Annotated in this window: 12 protein-coding genes; 6 read left to right on the top strand and 6 right to left on the bottom strand. The window is 69.9% G+C overall.

Annotated features, from left to right (window positions below):
• Positions 1-90: 90 nt before the first annotated feature.
• Positions 91-1,290: a pyridoxal phosphate-dependent aminotransferase gene (locus tag VKK44_RS10010; RefSeq protein WP_343446599.1), complete on the bottom strand. Its 1,200-nt coding sequence runs from the start codon at positions 1,288-1,290 to the stop codon at positions 91-93.
• A 578-nt stretch (positions 1,291-1,868) separates the two neighbouring features.
• On the bottom strand, positions 1,869-3,539 hold the full coding sequence (locus VKK44_RS10015; protein WP_343446600.1) for a B12-binding domain-containing radical SAM protein: 1,671 nt from the start codon (positions 3,537-3,539) through the stop codon (positions 1,869-1,871).
• A gap of 588 nt (positions 3,540-4,127) precedes the next feature.
• Between VKK44_RS10015 and VKK44_RS10020 the strand changes: the two genes are divergently transcribed.
• The 6 genes from VKK44_RS10020 to VKK44_RS10045 all read left to right on the top strand — a co-directional run bounded on the left by VKK44_RS10020 (position 4,128) and on the right by VKK44_RS10045 (position 12,756).
• On the top strand, positions 4,128-5,510 hold the full coding sequence (locus tag VKK44_RS10020; RefSeq protein ID WP_343447732.1) for an FAD-dependent oxidoreductase: 1,383 nt from the start codon (positions 4,128-4,130) through the stop codon (positions 5,508-5,510).
• Between the two features lie 138 nt (positions 5,511-5,648).
• Complete coding sequence (locus VKK44_RS10025; protein WP_343446601.1) at positions 5,649-6,830, top strand: acyl-CoA dehydrogenase family protein; 1,182 nt, start codon at positions 5,649-5,651, stop codon at positions 6,828-6,830.
• A gap of 122 nt (positions 6,831-6,952) precedes the next feature.
• Positions 6,953-8,113 carry an epoxide hydrolase family protein gene (locus VKK44_RS10030; protein WP_343446602.1) on the top strand — a complete coding sequence of 387 codons (1,161 nt, stop codon included), beginning with the start codon at positions 6,953-6,955 and terminating at the stop codon, positions 8,111-8,113.
• A gap of 1,094 nt (positions 8,114-9,207) precedes the next feature.
• The gene (dpgA, locus tag VKK44_RS10035; RefSeq protein WP_343446603.1) at positions 9,208-10,296 is read left to right on the top strand and encodes a 3,5-dihydroxyphenylacetyl-CoA synthase DpgA; all 1,089 of its coding nucleotides are present in this window, start codon (positions 9,208-9,210) and stop codon (positions 10,294-10,296) included.
• Between the two features lie 98 nt (positions 10,297-10,394).
• Positions 10,395-11,048: an enoyl-CoA-hydratase DpgB gene (gene dpgB / locus VKK44_RS10040; RefSeq protein ID WP_343446604.1), complete on the top strand. Its 654-nt coding sequence runs from the start codon at positions 10,395-10,397 to the stop codon at positions 11,046-11,048.
• A 127-nt stretch (positions 11,049-11,175) separates the two neighbouring features.
• The gene (locus VKK44_RS10045; protein WP_343446605.1) at positions 11,176-12,756 is read left to right on the top strand and encodes an alpha/beta hydrolase; all 1,581 of its coding nucleotides are present in this window, start codon (positions 11,176-11,178) and stop codon (positions 12,754-12,756) included.
• A gap of 182 nt (positions 12,757-12,938) precedes the next feature.
• Here VKK44_RS10045 and VKK44_RS10050 read toward each other — a convergent pair whose 3' ends face one another.
• The 4 genes from VKK44_RS10050 to VKK44_RS10065 form a co-directional block, all read right to left on the bottom strand.
• Positions 12,939-13,817, bottom strand: a complete 879-nt coding sequence (locus VKK44_RS10050) for a S41 family peptidase (protein WP_343446606.1) — start codon at positions 13,815-13,817, stop codon at positions 12,939-12,941.
• 123 nt (positions 13,818-13,940) lie between these two features.
• Entirely contained in the window at positions 13,941-14,591 is a 651-nt protein-coding gene (locus tag VKK44_RS10055) for a MerR family transcriptional regulator (RefSeq protein WP_343446607.1), read from the bottom strand.
• Positions 14,569-16,113 carry an MFS transporter gene (locus VKK44_RS10060; RefSeq protein ID WP_343446608.1) on the bottom strand — a complete coding sequence of 515 codons (1,545 nt, stop codon included), beginning with the start codon at positions 16,111-16,113 and terminating at the stop codon, positions 14,569-14,571. Before VKK44_RS10060 ends, VKK44_RS10055 begins: the two co-directional genes overlap by 23 nt.
• Positions 16,114-17,257: 1,144 nt before the next feature.
• The gene (locus VKK44_RS10065; RefSeq protein ID WP_343446609.1) at positions 17,258-18,082 is read right to left on the bottom strand and encodes an AraC family transcriptional regulator; all 825 of its coding nucleotides are present in this window, start codon (positions 18,080-18,082) and stop codon (positions 17,258-17,260) included.
• Between the last annotated feature and the right edge of the window lie 749 nt (positions 18,083-18,831).

Consider the following 18,831-nt stretch of genomic DNA (forward strand, 5'->3'; position numbering starts at 1 on the left):
GGCGGAAGCGAACTGGGTCTGGTGGAAACGTCCACCAGACCCAGTTCGCTGTCACCGTCCGCCAGCGGGATGCGGGCGACGGGACTCCGGTCAGTCCGTACTCAGGTAGTTGTAGAGGCGGCGGGCGCCCTCGGCGACGGTGTCCTCGCCCTTCGCGAACGCGATCCGGATCTGCGGCGGGCCGGTCCGCGCCGACCCGTAGAAGCACTGACCGGGCACGACGCCGACGCCGCCTTCCCGCAGCAGGCGTTGGACCAGTTGCGCCTCCCCTTCCCCGGGGCGCGCGAACGAGGTGGCGTCACACATGACGTAGTAGGCGCCGGCCGGCCGCTGGAACTCGATGTTGCACTTCTCCAGCCCGGTGACGAGTATGTCCCGTCGCTTCCCGTAGACCTCTCTCAGCTCCTCGAAGTAACTCGTCGGCAGCGAGAGCGCCGCGGCGCCGGCGGCCTGGAACGGGGTGGGCGCCGCGATCGTGAGGAAGTCGTGCACCCGCGCCACGCGCTCCATGAGGCTCTGCGGCCCGGTCACCCAGCCGACCCGCCAGCCGGTCACGGAGAACATCTTCGAGAGCGCGTTGATCGTGATCGACTGCTGGTCCATCCCGGGGATGTCGGAGATTCTGGCCGGTCGCTCGCTCGTGAAGTAAAGCTCGTCGTAGATCGCGTCGTGGATGACGATGATGCCGAGCCGCAGGCACACGTCGGCCAGACCCTGGATCTCCTCCCGGGTGAAGACGCGCCCGGTCGGGTTGTGCGGTGAGTTGATGATGACCGCTCGGGTGTTCCGGTCGGCGACGGCGGCGATCTCCGCCGGGTCCAGCACCCAGTCCGGGCCCTTCAGCTGGACGTGCCGGGCCTCCACGTCGATGAGTCGCAGGTTGACCGCGTAGGACTCGTAGGCCGGCTCGACGATGATGACGTTGGAGCCCTTCTCCGCCACGGCGAGCAGCGCGGCCAGCATGCCCTCGGTCGCCCCGCACGTGACGCAGATCTGCGTCTCCGGGTCGTAGGGCGTCGGCATGTCCCAGCGCCGCTGTTCGAATCCGCTGATGGCGTGGAGGAACTGCGCGCTGCCGCGGGGGGACGTGTACTGGTTGTCGTTCGACCGGATGGCCGCCACGGCGGCCTCCTGCAGGCTCAGCGGCAGTGGGTAGTGCGGTATGCCCTGTGCCAAGTTCACGGCGTCCGCCTCTTGGCACGCGCGTGTCATGCCGCGGATCACCGACTCGCCAACGGGTATGTTCGCTGGCGATCTGAATATGTTCTCCAGATCTGGCGTTACCGACATGAGCTGGTTCCTCTCAGGATGTGACGTGGCGGTCGGGGTGGGATCCCGAAGGTCTGCGCGGTCCGACTGCCGTCGGTCGGCACGTCGGGCCGTGGGTGACGGGCCTCCGGTGATGAGCGTCCTGGCCGGCCGACCCCGTCGTCGAAGGGAACGTCGCGCTGGTTGACCAGAGCGATCACCCAGCCCTTCGCCCGCGGGCGACCGGCAGCCTGACCGGCGAAGCGGGACAGGAAGATGCCCCGGGGCTCGTCTCCCGACATCTCCACCGTCGTCCTCGGCCCGTCCCGCCGGCTGCTGTTCGCGGGAACGTGCGGAGTCGTGGTGCGGGTCGGCGCGTGCCCGGGGCTCGACGGGAGGTCGAACGCGCGGCGACGGGAGCCGCCGGTCGAACGGGGCGGACGGATCCCGGGCCGGCGGCGGAGATCGCGGTGCCGCGCGAGCGGACGGCCCGGCCGCCGGCGCCGGTCACGCGACCGGCCGCGCGGCGGGTCCGGCCACGAGCCGGGCCGCCCGAGGGGCCAGCCCGGGGCGACGGCGCGGCTCGTGGACATCTCGACAGGGGGGTGCGGCACAGGTGACTAGTCGAGCTGGGCGCAGATCTCCTCGAGGAGGCGGTATTCCGCCGCCTCGTCCTCGTCTCGGCCGCCCAGCATGTAGTAGCCGAACTTCATGTGCTCCATCGGACCGTTGATCTGAAGGATGCCGTTCCTGAGGTCGGTGATCGCGGCCTCCACGTCCTCGAGCTCCACCTCGGTGTTCTCGCGGATGTAGAGGGCCGTCATCCGCCTCGCGGGAAGGATCTCGCCGTGCCAGGCACGAACCTGGGCGGATTCGTTGTAGGTGTCCCAGTACATGCGCGAGCCGGGGATGATCCCGGGCGCCGCGACCGAGATGCTGGTGATCAGGTCGCGGTACTCCTCGGCCATCGACAGCCAGCTGTTCACCTCGGTCTTGAGGTTCTTCATCGTCGTTCCCGGCAGGCCCATGATCCCCGATGCGTACAGCTTGTAGTCGAGGTCACGCGCCAGCTCCAACGCCTCCCCGATCCGCTCCGGGCCCTTGTTGATCCCCTTGGAGTCCGCCTTGAGCAACTTGGGGTCGAATGCCTCCAGCCCCACGTTCCACGTGCGCACGAACCCCTTGCACAGCTCCGCCGACTCGAGGAACTCGTAGACCAGTCCGTAGGCCAGCATGAACCGGTGCTTCTGCAGGATCGGGGACTTGGCGCAGGCCTCCGCCATGTCGTTGAGGTAGGAGATGTTGCCCTCCCACTGCTCGCGCGAGAAGCCGAGGGTGGAGTCGCCGGCGGCGTACACGTTCGCGCCGATGTCTCCGACGATGTTCTCCAGCACCGGAATCGCCGACGCGACGTCCGTCGTCTTGGGGGTCAGGCCCTGGATGGAGCAGTGCTTGCACCGGCGGCCCGGCCGCTTCCCCCAGGTGCATCCACCGTCGAGCGGCACCGTGACCATCCGTTTGAGGTCGTAGTGCTGGGAGTACCAGATGTTGAAGGCGCGGTCGTAGTGCTTCTCGAGCTGGTCGAGGATCAGCCGGTAGTCGGGCAGGATCCGGCGGTCCAGCGGGAACGTGCCGGCGTCCTGGTTGACGACCTCGCCACCGGTTGTCCGGTACGCCACGGAGGGGACCCGGCTCAGCTCCAGCCCGCCCTGAAGGTGGGTCAACAGGCCCATCATGGTGAACGGGCCGTTGTTGCCGGTGCTGATGAAGTCCACCAGGCGGCTGCCGTACTTGCCGGTAAGCGTCTCCTGGTACAGGATGCCGGCGTGGTCGTTGCCGAAGACGATCACGGCCTTGGGGTTGACGCGCTTGATCTCCGCCGCCACGATCATGGCCCACAGGGTGGTGGCCGTGTAGACCGTGAAGGCGGCGACGTCCGGCGGGTCCTCGTTGATGGCGGTCCTGACGTGCTGCCAGTCCAGATGGCTCATGTCGATGTAGCGCCAGGCGAGGTCCGGGAAGCACCGGGCCTGATACGTGATCATCTCGACCAGGGCGGCGTGCGGGTACACGGATCCCTCGTTGAGGTGGCGTTCTTCCTCGGATCTCCCGTCGAGCATGGCGCTGCCGGCGTCGTGAGCGTCGCGGTGGGCGGAGGTGAGCGGTAGACCGAAATACCACACCGATCGGAGCTTCTTCGATGCCGTCGGCACCGTGGGACCGGGATAATCCCAGCGGTAGCGAGGATCGGCCCCCACGATTTCCTGAATGGGCTTGAGGCTCATCTTCATGGCCACCACCTCCGACTATTCACAGGTCCTGTGGCCCTGTTTGAATATTTCGTTGAAAAGCGTCACATCTTCCCGGCGAACGGTCCCGTGTCCGCCATGAATATGTGAATTCGTCACGCGGATCCGGTGGGTCGGGTCCGCGCGGACGGAGATCTTTTCTGCCGGCCTGCGACGGCACCACGCGGAAGCGGGGGTTGACCGCGGCTCGGCCGCTCGCCGTCCGACCTCGTGTCCTGGCCGTGGAACCCGTCGCAGGGCATCGCTACTCCCTTGGCCGCGGGTCGCGGTTCGCGCGACGCGGAACTGTCTGACCAAACGCATTCAAGCAATCATTCTGATCGTGACCGCGTAGAGGGGCATCTCGCAGCTTGCTGGGGTGCACGCATCCCGGCCCGTGGTCGTCGTTCTCGCCCGGGCCGGGTCCGCAATGAAAAAGACGCCATTGACGCCGGTAGCGCCGAAGATGGCTCTGACACCCAGTCGGCCCTGCCGGGCTCACGCAGCGGGCAGCGGCTTCGCTCGTCCGACATCGCGGCTGACGGCATGGGGAAGGCACACGTTTCTGGTTCGCAGAGGAGGACGATCGCGATGCCTGAACAGCCTGTCGGCCGCGCGGTGGTACTTGGCGGTAGCTTGGCCGGCCTACTCGCCGCCAATGTGCTCGCCGAGGTGTATCCCGAGGTGCTCGTGGTAGACCGCGACGAGCTGGCCGGAGTGGCGGGTTACCGGAAGGGCGTTCCGCACGGTCGGCACGCCCATGGTCTGGTCGCCCGCGGGCAACAGATCCTGGAGAAGCAGTTTCCCGGGCTGACCGCCGACATGGAAGCCGCCGGCGTCCAGCCGGGTGACTTCAGCGGCGCGATCCGCTGGTACTTCAACGGAATGCAGCTCCGCCAGGCGAACACCGGCCTGCTCTCGGTGCCGTGCACCCGGCCGGTCATCGAGCACCAGGTGCGCAACAGGGTGGAGAAGGTCAGCAACATACGCTTCCTGGAGGGGTACGACATCGTCGGGCTGGAGTCGACGCCCGACAAGGGTCGTATCGTCGGCGCGCGTGTGCAGCGTCGCGACGGCGGTTCGGATCCGGAGACCCTCCGTGCCGACCTGGTGATCGACGCCACCGGGCGGGGGTCGAGGACGCCGGCCTGGCTGGAGGAGCTCGGCTACTCCCGGCCAGACGAGGACCGGGTGAAGGTCGACCTCGCCTACACCACGCGCCACTACCGGGTCCGTTCCGACCCGTTCGGCAGCGACATCGCCGTCATCGCGGCGGCGACACCCACTCATCCGCGCGGGGCCTTCTACTACCGGCTCCCCGGCGACGACGGACGGGTCGAGCTGTCGCTCACCGGCGTTCTCGGCGACCACCCGCCGACCGACCCGGACAAGTTCCTCGAGTTCGTCCGGTCGGTTCCGGTGCCGGAGATCTACGAGTCCGTCCGCGAGGCCGAGCCGCTCAACGACCCGGTGATGTTCCGCTTCCCGGCGAGCGTTCGCCGCCGTTTCGAGCGGCTGACCCGGTTTCCGAAAGGGTTCCTGGTCATCGGCGACGCGGTGTGCAGTTTCAATCCCATCTACGCACAGGGCATGGCCATCGCCGCCGTCGAGTCCCGCGTCCTGGCCGACAAGCTCGGCCGGACGACCGTGCCGGATCCGCACGAGTTCTTCCAGGAGATCTCCCGCCAGATCGATTCGCCGTGGGAGTTCGCGGCGACCGCGGACCTCGGATACGCGGGCGTGGAGGGCCGACGGACCGCCAAGATCCGCATGATCAACGCCTACGTGGCGAAGGTCCAGCGTGCCGCGGTGCACGACGCGAGCCTCACCAATGCCCTCATGAGGGTGGCGGGCCTCATCGACGAGCCGACCGCACTGCTTCGCCCGGGCAAGATGCTCCGGGTGCTGCGGCAGTCCGGTCGCCGGCCGGACCGGGCGCCGGCGGCGGCGCCGCTCAGCGCCGGCCGCGACTAGCGCCGGGATGCGCCGCCCGCGCATCTTCCAAGATCGTCTGCTCTCCCTTACGCGCAAGCCACCTGCTCAGCTCCATCCCCGCGTCGCCCGTTGCGAGGCGACACCGCGTCAGCGGACGTCCGTTCTAGGAGGAACACGATGGTGACTGTCCACGCACCGGCCAAGGCCGAGCTCGTTCATCGCGCGTCCGAGCTCGTGCCGCTCCTGCGGGAGAAGGCGCCCTGGATGGACGACAACCGGCGGATCCATCCCGATGTCATCGACGCGCTCACCAGCGCCGACCTGCTCAAGATGCGGGTCCCGACCCGCTACGGCGGCTTCGAGTCCGACATGGAGACCGTCGTGGACGTGATCGCCGAGCTCGGGCGGGGCGACGGCTCGACCGCCTGGACGGCCTCGGTGTGGGCGATCAGCACCTGGATGATGGGGCTGTTCCCGGACGAGGTGCAGGACGAGGTGTTCGCGACGCCCGACGTCCGGATCAGCGGCATCCTCAGCCCCGGCGCCGTGGCCGTGCCGACCGACGGCGGCTACATCATCAACGGCAAGTGGTCGTTCAACACCGGCGTGCAGCAGAGCACGTGGAACACGAACGCGGCGGTCACGCCGACCGAGGACGGCGGTATGGCGCCGGTCATGACGCTCATCCGCAACTCCGACCTCCAGGTCGTCGACGACTGGCACACCTCGGGCATGCGCGGCTCCGGCAGCGTCACCACGATCGCGAAGGACCTCTTCATCCCGAAGGAGCGGGTGCTCCAGATGGGGCCGGTGCTCCAGGGTCAGCACATGTCCAAGCTGAACGCGGACTCGCCGATCTTCAAGGCGCCGTTCATGCCCACCGCCTGCGCGACGATCAGCGCGCCCGCGCTCGGCCTCGCGATGGGCGCCAAGGACGCGTTCCTCGAGCGGCTGCCCGGCCGGAAGATCACGTACACCAGCTACGAGAACCAGAGCGAGGCGCCGGTCACCCATCTGGAGATCGCCGAGGCGGTCACCAAGATCGACGAGGTCGGGTTCCACGCCCACCGGGCGGCCCGCATGCTCGACACCAAGGGAGCGGCGGGGGAGCAGTGGACGCTCGAGGAGCGGGCCCGCGTGCGGCTCGACCTGGGCGCCGCGTGCCAGCGGGCCAAGGAGGCGGTCGACATCCTCGTCGGCGCCAGCGGCGGTTCGTCGATCTACCGCGACGTGCCGATCCAGCGCATCCAGCGGGACGTGCAGACGCTCAACCTGCACGCCATCCTGCACCCGAGCACCAACCTGGAGCTCTACGGCCGGATCCTCTGCGGTCTGGGCCCGAACACCCCGTTCGTCTGATCGGCGCGTTCGCCGGCCACCGGGGGCACGTGTCCGCGCCCGGGGCTCCGGCCGGCCGCCGTCCACGATCCGAGCCCTGCGCCGCTGCACGCGGCCCGCGACTGACACAGGGAGGTTGTTAGATGCGTCCGTTCCGTATCGAAGTGCCGCAGTCCGATCTCGACGATCTGCACCGGCGGCTCGACCACACGCGCTGGCCGGACGAGATGCCGGGCGTGGGCTGGGATCGCGGTGTGCCGCTGGACTATCTCAAGGAACTGGCCGACTACTGGCGAAACGGTTACGACTGGCGGGCGGCCGAGGCGCGGCTGAACGCGTACCCGCAGTTCGTCACCGAGATCGACGGGGTGAACGTGCACTTCCTGCACGTCCGCTCGCCCGAGGAGGGCGCGACGCCGTTGATCCTGACCCACGGCTGGCCGGGCACGGTGGCCGAGTTCCTCGACGTCATCGGGCCGCTCAGCGACCCGGTCGCGCACGGCGGTGACGCCGCCGACGCCTTCCACCTGGTGATCCCGTCGATTCCCGGATACGCGTTCTCGGGGCCGACGGGTCAGGTGGGCTGGGACACCGGTCGGGTGGCCGGCGCGTGGAAGGAGCTGATGAGCGGCCTGGGCTACGACAGGTACGTGGTGCAGGGCGGCGACTGGGGAACGCCGATCTCGCTGCGGCTGGGGCTGGCCGATCCCGAGCACGTCGTCGGCATCCACCTCAACATGTGCGTGGCGTTCCCGCCGCCCGATCCGGCGGCCATGGAGGGCCTGGGCGAGGCCGACCTGGCCCGCCTGGAGTTCACCGGCACCTTCATGCAGGACGGGACCGGTTGGCAGCGGATCCAGTCCACCCGGCCGCAGACGCTCGCCTACGCGTTGACCGACTCGCCGGTGGGGCAGCTTGCCTGGATCGCCGAGAAGTACAAGGAGTGGACCGACTCGGTGAAGGTGCCGGAGGACGCCGTGAGCCGCGACCACATCCTCACGGCGGTCTCCATCTACTGGCTGACGGCGACGGCCGGGTCCAGCGCCCAGCTCTACTACGAGTCCAGCCGCATGGACGCCGACTTCATCCGGACCTGGGCCGGGCCGTGGCCGCTGACGATGCCGGTGGGCGTCGCGTCGTTCCCCAAGGACGCGGTGCGGCCGGTGCGCCGGTTCGCCGACCAGGTCCTGCCGACCCTCAGCCGGTGGACCGAGTTCGACCGGGGGGGCCACTTCGCGGCTCTGGAACAGCCCCAACTTCTGGTCGACGACATCCGCACGTTCGCCCGCTCGCTCGCGCGCTGACCGTACGGGTGCGCCGCGGCCCGCGTGGGCCCGCCGGCCGGTCGGCCGCACGGGCCCACCGCGGGTCGCAGTGGTGGACGACCTGCCCCTGACGGGCGTGGGTGTGGACGAGAGGCGGCCATCGCGTCGGTCCTTCGCGACGACCATGTCGGGGAAGGATGAGCCGACGCGATGGCCGCTTCCGCGAGTGCGGGCGCCGTCGACCTGCCGGTGATGTCGGCCGGGGCGGAGGCGACCCGCGGCGCCGGGCGGGCCAGCGCGGCGACGAGCCGGTGACATCCCGCGACGGCTGCCGGCCTCGGGAGTGCGACGCCCGGGCCGGGACGATCGACCCGGCCGTCCCGGAGCCGCGGCGGGGGCTCGTCCTTCCCGGACCGGCTGCCGACGCCTCGCCGGCGGGGCGCGCAGGCTCCGGTGTCGGTGGTCGCCACGAGTGGTCCGCCGGAGGCGTCGACCAGGCGGGTGGAAGGCCGGTCGAGCTGCTCGTGATCCGGCAGCAGGCCCGGGGCGGCTGCCGTGAGGCCCGGGCCGGGGCGCTCCGCAACCGGTCGGCCGACTGATTGCCGCCGTCCTTCCCGGGAAAGGGTCCCGACCCCCCCGCCGTCGAGGCGTCGGGCGACCCTGACGCACTCCGGCAACCGATTTTTCGATAACAGGATTTGGTGTCCGGGGAATTCGAGGGCGCACTATGGGACGTGAGCAGGGATCCGTCAGGCTATATCCTCGTAACTGTTGGTCGGGGGTAAGCGTGTCTTTCCACCGGGATGCCGCCGCTTCCATGGCGTGGTTTCGGGAGAGCGCGCTCATCAGCTCCTCCGGCAATGCCTCGGGACGCCAATCCGGTGTCGGTTCAGGTGCCACTGAAATTGAGCCGACACCCCGCAACCTCCAAGATGCGGCGTCCACGCCTGGGACTGCATCGTAGGCGTACGGGCATAATGCGCTTGGCCAAACACGCCAAGCTGGCTGAGATGCGGAAGGAAGATCTGCGCGTGACCGTTGACATCGCCAACACCCAGAGGTCATACGATGGGACACTGGCAGCAGAGTCTCCCTTTTTCCAACCAAGCCCTTGCGAATCCACAATTGTCGGGGTGGGCACGGCCTCATCCTCCACGTCCTTCTCGCAGCAGGATCTGCTGGACACCTTCGCGATCTCCGATCCGAAGATCCGCTCGGTCTTCCTCAACAGCGCGATTCGGCGACGCTTCCTCGAACTGCCGCTGCCGGCACCCGATGGCAGCCCGTCCGTGGAAACCCAGGCAGACCTGCTCGGCCGGCACAAGAGGCTGGCCGTGGACATGGGGATGCGCGCCCTGCAGGCGTGCCTGGACGACGTCGGCGCGACGATCTCCGACATTCGCCACCTGTGCTGCGTGACCTCCACCGGATTCCTCACGCCGGGGCTCAGCGCCCTCCTCATCCGTGAGCTCGGCATCGACCGGTACTGCAGCCGGACCGATATCGTGGGAATGGGGTGCAACGCGGGGCTCAACGCCCTGAACGTGGTGTCGAGTTGGTCCGTGGCCAACCCGGGCGAGCTTGCCGTGGTGTTGTGCACCGAGGCTTGTTCTGCCGCATACGTGCTGGACTCGACCATGCGCACCGCGGTCGTGAACAGTCTGTTCGGCGACGGCGCCGCGGCGCTGGCCGTTGTCGGCCGCCCCGCCGGCAACTCCTTCGGCGTCGCCGGCGGCGACTCGTTCGGCGTGGCCGGTGGTGACTCCTCGGGCGCCGCTGGCGGGCCCCGCATCCTCAAGTTCGCCAGTTGCATCATCCCCGAGGCGGTCGACGCCATGCGCTACGACTGGGACAGCGTCCAGAACCGGTTCAGTTTCTTCCTCGACCCGCAGATCCCCTATGTCGTGGGCGCTCATGCGGAAATCGTCGCGGACCGTCTGCTGGCGAATACCGGTCTGCTTCGTAGCGACATCGCACACTGGCTCGTGCACGCCGGGGGAAAGAAGGTCATCGACGCGGTGACGGTCAATTTGGGACTGAACCGCCACGAGGTCCGGCACACCACCAGCGTGCTACGCGACTACGGAAACGTGTCAAGCGGCTCGTTTATTTTCTCGTACGAACGCCTCCAGCAGGAGAGAGTGACCGCCCCGGGCGATTATGGAGTGCTGATGACGATGGGTCCTGGTTCCACGATCGAGACAGCGCTGATCCAGTGGTGAGCGCGGCAACCGTCCGGACAGGCCGGGGCGAGCGTTACGCCGCTGACGGCGCACGAGGTGATGTCGAGCTTCGCATCGACGGCTCGAAACCCCTGACGATGGAGTCCGTCGCCGCGGTGGAGGCCGCCTGCGCGGCGGCCGAGTCGAACAAGACCACCACCATGCTCGCGGTGCACGTGACCGGCACGCCCGGCAAGGACTGGACACACGGTCTGGACGTGGCAGTGGTCAGCAAGTGGGAGCGGTCACTGCGCCGGCTCGAGCGGCTCAGCGTGATGACTGTCGCGGTCGCCTCCGGCGACTGCGGGGGCCTCGCCCTGGACGCCATGTTGGCGACCGACTACCGCATCGCCACGCCTGACATCCGGCTGTCCCTGTTCGTCGACGGGGAAGCCACCTGGCCCGGCATGGCGATCTTTCGACTCGCACAGCAGTCCGGCGGGACCCGGCTGCGCCGGGCGATCCTGTTCGGCGCCCACCTGGACGGGTCCGAGAGCGTCGACCTGGGCATCGTCGACGAGTTGACCAACCATCCGGCGATGGCCCTGACCGCCACCGCCGAGATGGTGAGCGGTCTCTCCGGCAGGGAGCTGGCCATCCGGCGGCAACTCATGTTCGACGCCCCGACCACCAGCTTCGAGGATGCCCTCGGCCGCCACCTCGCGGCCTGCGACAGAGCCCTGCGGCGGTCGACCGCCACCGAGGCCGCGACAGGGGATCCGCAGCCCGCGGAACGGGAGGGGTCCGGGTGAGCCGGGCCGTGGAGAGATAGGTCCTGCGCAAGCCGTGCGCGTCCGTCGTACCCGAAACGGGGCAGCGTTCCATCGTGCGGACCGAGCCGATGCCCGAACGCGCCCACTCCCACGATGAGAGGGAATTGTGGATCGAAAGATCACGAAGGGCCTCGCCCTCTTCGTCGCCGCGGCGACGGTGGCGGTCGTGCCCGCGGTGAACGGCGCCTCGGCGGCGTCCGGAGCGGGCCCGGCCGCGACCGCCGGGATCACCTGGAAGCCGTGCGGGACGCCCGATCCGCACGGGGTCGACGCTGAGTGCGGCCTGCTCGACGTGCCGCTGGACTACCGCAGGCCGAACGGCAGAAAGATCCAGATCGCCGTCTCGCGGATCAGGGCGACGGTGGCCGCCGAGGACTACCAGGGCGTCATCATCTCCCTGCCGGGCGGACCCGGCAACTCCGGGCTGTGCACCTCGGCGGCGGTGTGCGTCCCCGCCGCCGTCCGGGGCGCGTACGACTGGATCGGCTTCGACCCGCGTGGCGTCGGCTCCAGTGTGCCCGCGTTGTCCTGCGACAGCGACTACCTCGACGGGCCGCGCCCGGAGTACGTCCCCGGGAGCCGGAACATCGAGCGCACCTGGCTGCGCCGGTCGAAGGAGTACGCCGACGCCTGCCGTGCGGCCGGCGGCGACTTGCTGGACCACATGACGACGCTCGACACGGTCCGGGACGTGGAGTCGATCCGCAAGGCGCTCGGCGTCGGCCGGGTCAACCTGTACGGCATCTCCTACGGCACCTACATCGGTCAGGTGTACGGCACGGTGTACCCGGAGACGGTGCGCCGCATGGTGCTCGACAGCAACATCGACCCGCGCAAGGTCTGGTACCAGGCCGCCCTGGACCAGGACGTGAACTTCGAACGCAGCCTGCGCATGTGGTTCGCGTGGGTGGCGAAGTACGACGGCGTCTACCACCTCGGCAAGACCGCCGACCAGGTCAGACAGCGCTGGTACGCGACGCAGGGCAGGCTGCGCACGGCACCGGCCGGCGGCGTCGTCGGCCCGGCCGAGTTCACCGACATCTTCGTCTACGCCGGCTACTTCCAGGCGATCTGGCCGACCCTGGCCGAGTTGTTCGTCAGCGCCGTCGACGACCCCGACGCCGAGCTGATGGTCGCGGCGTACGAGAGCTCCTTCCGCCCGGCCGACGACAACGTCTTCGCGGTCTTCAACGCGGTGCAGTGCACCGACACCCGGTGGCCGCGGAGCTGGCCCACCTGGCGGCGTGACAACTGGCGTACGTTCCGTGGCGCGCCGTTCGCCACCTGGTACAACGCCTGGAACAACGCGCCGTGTCTGTTCTGGCCGGGCAAGGTCTCCCAGCCGGTCCAGGTCGACGGCTCGAAGGTCAGCAGCGTGCTGTTCGTCGGCGGCACGCTGGACGCGGCCACGCCGTTCGAGGGCAGCCTGGAGGCGCGGCGCCGCTTCCCGAACGGCGCGCTGCTGGCGGAGGTCGGCCAGACCACCCACGTCCTCTCGTTCAGCGGCAACCCGTGCGTCACCGGCGTCATCGCCGACTACCTCGCGACGGGCCGGCTGCCGGCGCGCAAGCCCGGTAACCGACCCGACGCGACCTGCGACACCCTGCCGCCGCCCGACCCGACGGCGGCGTCGCCGCGGATCGACAGCGGCGCGGTGCGTGTGCCGGGGTACGCGGTGCGCCGCTGAGGCATCTCCGTTCCCGTCCGGTGCCGCCACGTTCGGGACGCCGGCGGCGGACACCCACCGACGGCCGCGGGAGCGGCGGACGTACCAGCACGACGGCCCGGTCGCATGGCGACCGGGCCGTCGGTGCTTCTCCCGGTTTCGTCCCGGGGCGCGGGCCGGCCGCTGTTGCCCGGCGCCGTCGCTCAGTGCCCGGGTGGCTCCTGTGCCCCCGGCTCGCGCTCACGCAGCTCCGCGTACGCCACGTCGAACGCGGTCGCCGCCGGCACCGCGAGATCGGGCTCGATGCCGGTGCCCTCCCAGTTGCCGCCCGTGATCGGATTGATCGAGTAGGCGTGCGGCACCGCGATCTCCAGCGTCGGTGTCAGCGCGAGGACGGTGGCGAGGTTCGCTCCGCCACGCGTCGTCTCACCGACCAACCTGGCCCGGCCGCGCACCTTCAGGTTGAGGCAGAGATCCTCGGCGCCGGAGAACGTCTGGTCGCTCGTCAGCACGTACAGCGGCCGGTCGAGGTACCGCTCGCCGGACAGCCACGCCAGGCTCCAGAACTGCCGGGTCCGGCCGGTGACCCGGTCGTGGATGCTGTTGAGGTGTGTCGGTTCGGCCGGCAGGAAGTAGCTGCTCCACAGCACGACGCCGTCCGGCGAGCCGCCTTCGTTGTGACGCAGGTCGAGGATGAGCGCGTCGGTGCGCGACACCAGCTCCATCGCGCCGACGACGGCCCGGCCGCCGCCCGTGGAGCCACTGATGCGGCGCACGTCCAGGTATCCGACGTTGCCGTCGAGGATCTCGACCCGGCGGATGCTGGCCCTGGCGGTGGCGCGGCGCTCGTCGCGCACCCGGACCCACAGGTGCGCGTCCGGGCACACGTCGAGCAGGTCCGCGGTGAGACGTTCGGCCAGCGTCGAGTCGTCCAGACCGTCGTACGCGCCGTCGGCCAGCCGCTGCCGGAGCGTCGCGGTGGCCGCCTCGGCCCGCTCCGGGAAGACGTACCTGTCCCGTAGCAGCTCGATCGCCCGCTCGACCGGGTGGACGCTCACCGTGCCGGTGGGGGTGACGATCATGCGAACTCACATTCGTCGAGTGGATGGCCGTCGCCACGGTGCCGTCGCCGCGGCCAGGCCGGCCCGGGGCAGTGCGCGGCGGTGCGTGGCCGACGGGCGGATCGCAGGCCGACGCCCGGCGCGTCAGGCGTGTCGGACGTCGGCCTTCGTCGCGCCGAAGCGCAGTGTCGCGTGGTGCTCCTGGGCCATCCGGCGCAACGCCGACAGCGCCACGTCGAGCAGGACGCCCCGCACCACCACGGCGGCCCGGTCGGCGCCCACGCCGTCGGCGGGGAGCAGGTCCAGATCCTGCACCGCGAGCTTTTCGGCCGCTTCCGCGTAGGGGAGGAAGTACTCCATCCCGCACTCGCAGCCGAGCCGTTGCAGGGTGAGGACCACGAGCGCGAGCCGGTCCCGGCTGGGCGCGTCCATGTCGGGGGACCAGCCGAGTTCCTTGACGAAACGGTCGACGTCGGCACGCACCTGTTTCGCGCCCTCCACGCTGTGCAGCGCCGGCTCCTGTGGAAACAATGCGCGGTCGACGAGCGCGTACAGGGCGGGAAGTGGTACCTTGTCGTTCTCTATTGCGGTCAGCAGTTCACGCACCGAGGTGAGCTCGAGCTGGCCGATGTTGGTCAGTGCGCGGATGAGCCGCAGCCGCCGCAGATGGGCTTCGCCATACGCCGCCTGGTTACGGCCGGTCGGGGTGCCCGGGGGGAGTAGGCGCTCCCGGAGGTAGAACTTGATCGTTGCGATCGGTACGCCTGTCTGCCTACTGAGATCTGAGATACGCATCAGGTTCCCCGCTGTCGACAGCACCGGCCAGACCAGAATACGGGCCGGGGTGCAGGTTCGTCACCTTCGATGTTGCGTTTGGTGCAACTTGCTCCCGCGAGGCGGAATCCATCGGTACCCGCGGGCGGGGCCGCATCGCGGCGGCCAGTCCGGCGCCGGCAAGCAACACGCCGGCGACCACCGCGAGCGCCGGCCGGCTGGCCGTGGCGAAGCCGTCGCGGAACGCGGCGCGGTTCGTGGAGTCGGGCAGGCGGCTCTGCAGCACGGCGCCGATCAGCGCGGCGCCGAGCGCGGCGCCGGCCTGGCGGGCGGTGTTGAGCAGGCCGGACGCCGCGCCCGCGCGTTGCGGGGTGATGCCGCGCATCGCCTCGGTCATGGTGGGCGCGATGGACAGGCCCATACCGACGCCGATCGCGACGAGCGGCCCGGCGAAGGTGCGCCACGACGACGAGGGTCCGGGCAGCACCGCGACTCCGAGCACGCCGACGGCCTGGAGGGCGAGGCCGGTCATGAGGAGGATCCGGCCGCCCACCCGGTCGGCGAGCCGGCCGGCGACCGGCGCGACGGCGCTGAGGGTGACCGTCCACGGCAGCGCGGCGAGACCGGAGGCGAGCGGGCTCATGCCGAGCATGTTCTGGGTCTCCAGCACGAAGACGAACAGGAAGCCGTACAGGGCGAGGGAACTGATGGCCGTCAGGACCGTGGCGATGGTGAAGTGCCGGTCGCCGAAGAGGTCCGGCGGCAGCAGCGGCTCGGCCGCACGCCGCTCCCACCAGACGAACAGCGCGAGCAGCGCCGCGCCGGCGAGGAGGATGTGCGGGATGCCGATTGGTCCCAGCACCCGCCCCCACGCGTAGCGCTGCCCCTCGACGAGACCGAACACGATGGCCAGCAGGCCCGCGGTGGCGAGCACGACGCCGATCAGGTCGAACCGGTGCGCCCGGGCCGGCCGCAGGCGTGGCAGGTGACGTAGCGCGAGGAGCAGGCCGGCCAGACCCACCGGCACGTTGAGGTAGAAGATCGACTGCCAACCGGCCTTCGTGACGAGCAGGCCGCCGAGGGTGGGGCCGCTCACCGCGGCGACGCCGGCCACCGCGGTGAAGATGCCGAAGGCGGCGCCGCGACGGTGGGCGGGAAAGACGGCGGAGATCAGGACCAGGGCCTGTGGCAGCAACGCCGCGGCACCGATCCCCTGGAGGACCCGGGCGGTGACCAGCTCGCCCGTGGTGCGGGACAGCGCGCACCAGACCGATGCGACGGTGAACACGGCGAGCCCGACGACGAAGACCCGGCGCGGGCCGACCCGGTCGCCCAGCCGCCCGAACGGGATCAGCAGCGAGGCGAATGCCAGCAGGTAGCCGTTGAGCACCCACAGCGCCCCGTCCACCGGCGTGTGCAGCGCCGCCATGATGTGCGGCGCCGCGGTGTTGACGATCGTGGTGTCCAGCAGGATGAGGAAGTTGGCCAGACAGAGCACGGCGAGGACGGACCACGGGTTGCGGTCAGCCGGTCGGTGGGGCATGTCACTCCTCGGATCGATTCCCGGCCACGGTGCCGAGGCGTCGCCGGTCATCGACGTGCCGCACGGTGGCGAGTGCGCGGTACGGCGCCGGGTCGACGACCGGGGGCGCCGGTCGGCGCTCCGGTCCGCAGGCGTGTGTGAAGTGGTGTTCGTCCTGGTCCCCGGCTCCGGGCGACCACGGCCCGCGTTCCCGCACCGCCACACCGGGCGTCGCCTGCGGCGAGGGGCACCGGGTGTTCCGGAAGCCGAGCGTGGTGAGGTCCGGGTGGCCCGGAGCGCCGCCTCGGCGTTGCTCATCCGCGCGCCGGTGTCGAGGGCCGCGGCACGGAGTATGACCAGGCTGACCCGACGGCTCCACCACCGGCCGGGACACCGGCGACGCTCACGTCGGCGGACTACCGCTTCTCACCGGGAATGGTGCCCGCGAACGCCTCCGGCGTCGTCGTCCGCTCGCCGCTCGGGTCGTCGGGTGTCACGGCGTCGCCTCCTGTCGGTGGGTTCAGGCATTCGCGGCTCAATCGTGTGGGAGGCCCGTGACGGGTGCACCTCCGTGATTGCTTCCCATTGACCACAATGGATAGACAAACACTTTCCCACCGCGTTGGAATCCCCGAAGTCCGGACGTTCCCGTCGTCGTCGTGGAGCGTGCCCCGAATGGGGGAGCGCGCCATCCCGGCCGCGCGCCGCACGCGGATGCGGCGGGCGGTCGCGGGGTGGGTCGGGGTCGCGCACGGCGCGACCCCACGTGCGTCGCGCCGGCTCGACCTCGTCGGGGGGAGCTACGCGGCGTCGCGGACGAGCGGCGCGCGGGTGACGGTCACCGTCCTGGGCGCGACGCGCGGGGACGTGGCCGCCGCGTCCGGCGCCGGCGGCGCGGGCGGTGGTCGCGGCGAGGGCGTGGGCGTCCGCGCGGGCCGGCTGCCCCGGCAACCGGAGGCGGCAACTGTCGCGCCGACCGGCCTGACGGCACGGTCACGAACGCGGCGGCCAGGGCGGAGCCGGCAGGCGGCGGGCTACCGCGCTACGAGTGGTGGCGGGCCCACGAGCGGGCCGCGCCCCGCCCGGTCGACCCGTGGCCGGCCCGCCCCGAGGTCGTCGGGCCGGGACCGGTGACACTGTCCTGGTCGGAGTCGGGTCGGACCGCTCACGCGGCGGAGCGGCCCGACGTGACCGCGGCGCCGATCGACGACACCGCCCCCACCCGCTCCTCGGCCACCCGGGCCAGCGCGAGCTTGCGCTGGTCGAGCAGCGCCAGCAGGACCGGGGGATCCATCGCGCGGGCCGGCTGCAGATCGAGGTCGGCGTGCGCGACGCCGTCGCCCCGCATGTGCAGGGGCCCGTGGGTGGCGACGCAGACGGCCTGCTCGTCGCCGGCGTCCATGTCGGAGTCCAGGTCCCCGTTGACCGACTGGGCGAGGAGGAACCAGTTACCCGGCGGCACGCAGTCGAGCTGGTACGCGCCGGGGCGCGCCAGGATCGTGCAGCGGACCGGTTGGCCCTCCGGGATGCGGTCCTGGAACAGGCCCAGGAACACCGGGCTGTCCGCGTGCGACTCGGGCGCCCAGATGCGACCCTGCACGCGGGCGTTGTGCGGGTGCCCCGTCCGGTAGTCGGGGTCGGTCGCGATCTGCGGAGCATATCCGGACAGCCGGCGGTACGTCGTGGGCGGCATTCCCACGCTCCGGGTGAACCGGGAGCTGAAAGTCCCGACGCTGTTGTATCCCACCCGCATGCTGATATCGGCAACACTCAATGAGGTGGAGACGAGCAGGTGCTTGGCGCGCTGGAGACGTAGGGCGGACAGGAAGCGGCCCGGCGTCACGCCCGTGGCCCGCTGGAACACCCTCGTGAAGTGAAACTTGCTGAACATGGCGGCGCGGGCCATGTCGTCTACCGTGAGCTGCTCGCCGAGCTTCTCGTGCATGGCGGCGATGGCGCGCCGCACAGCTTTCTCGATTGGATCGTCCACAGCGGTTCCCCCAATGACCTGCAATTTCATCATTTTGACACTGCGTAGCGGGCGGCTCGTGGGCCTGGTCTGCTAGATGTGTCGGTATATTGGCGGCTGTCGCAGCCACTGGAATTTATGCGAGTGTCCGCGGAATTGGCCTCTTCCCCCCTCCCGGTACGGGCGGTATTGCTGGCGTCGAGGTTAGCCGAGCCATGGGGGGTTGGCAACACCGTCAATGACGGCTCCACCACGGAGCGCAGTCATGGAGTGGCTCACGCAGAAGTGCCGTCTTCGCACGTCAGCGCCGTATAGGGGGATGCCGGCGGGCGGATAGCGGTGCACTCCGCTGCTGATAGTACGAATGTCCAGTCGCCATAATTCGGCGGGTCCATTTCCTCCGAAGCGCCGCACTTGGTGCCACCTTGTCGCGGTGTGGATGTTCGGGAATCGCCGCATCTGTCCGGTGCGGGGGAGCGCGACTTCCATCGCCGCCTGTCGACGGGTGTCCGCGCTGGTCAAGCCGTAATTACGGGCAGTCATCGGGTAGGCAAGTTTGAAGATGACGGTCCATCGGGCGCTGCGTAGATTTGCGGAAAGTCCATTCCGTGTTAGGCCGCGATGGTGGGTGCCTTCAGAACCATTCGTGCGCATCCGGTGTTCCGCCGCTTCGTCGGAATCCACGGCACGCTCCTTTACCGAGGTCCGGATGTGGCTTCCGGATGGGGGCCGATGGCAGCCATCGTGGTTACGGCGGGGCCTCCGCGCTC

Source organism: Micromonospora sp. DSM 45708, from assembly GCF_039566955.1.
Lineage (GTDB): Bacteria > Actinomycetota > Actinomycetes > Mycobacteriales > Micromonosporaceae > Micromonospora.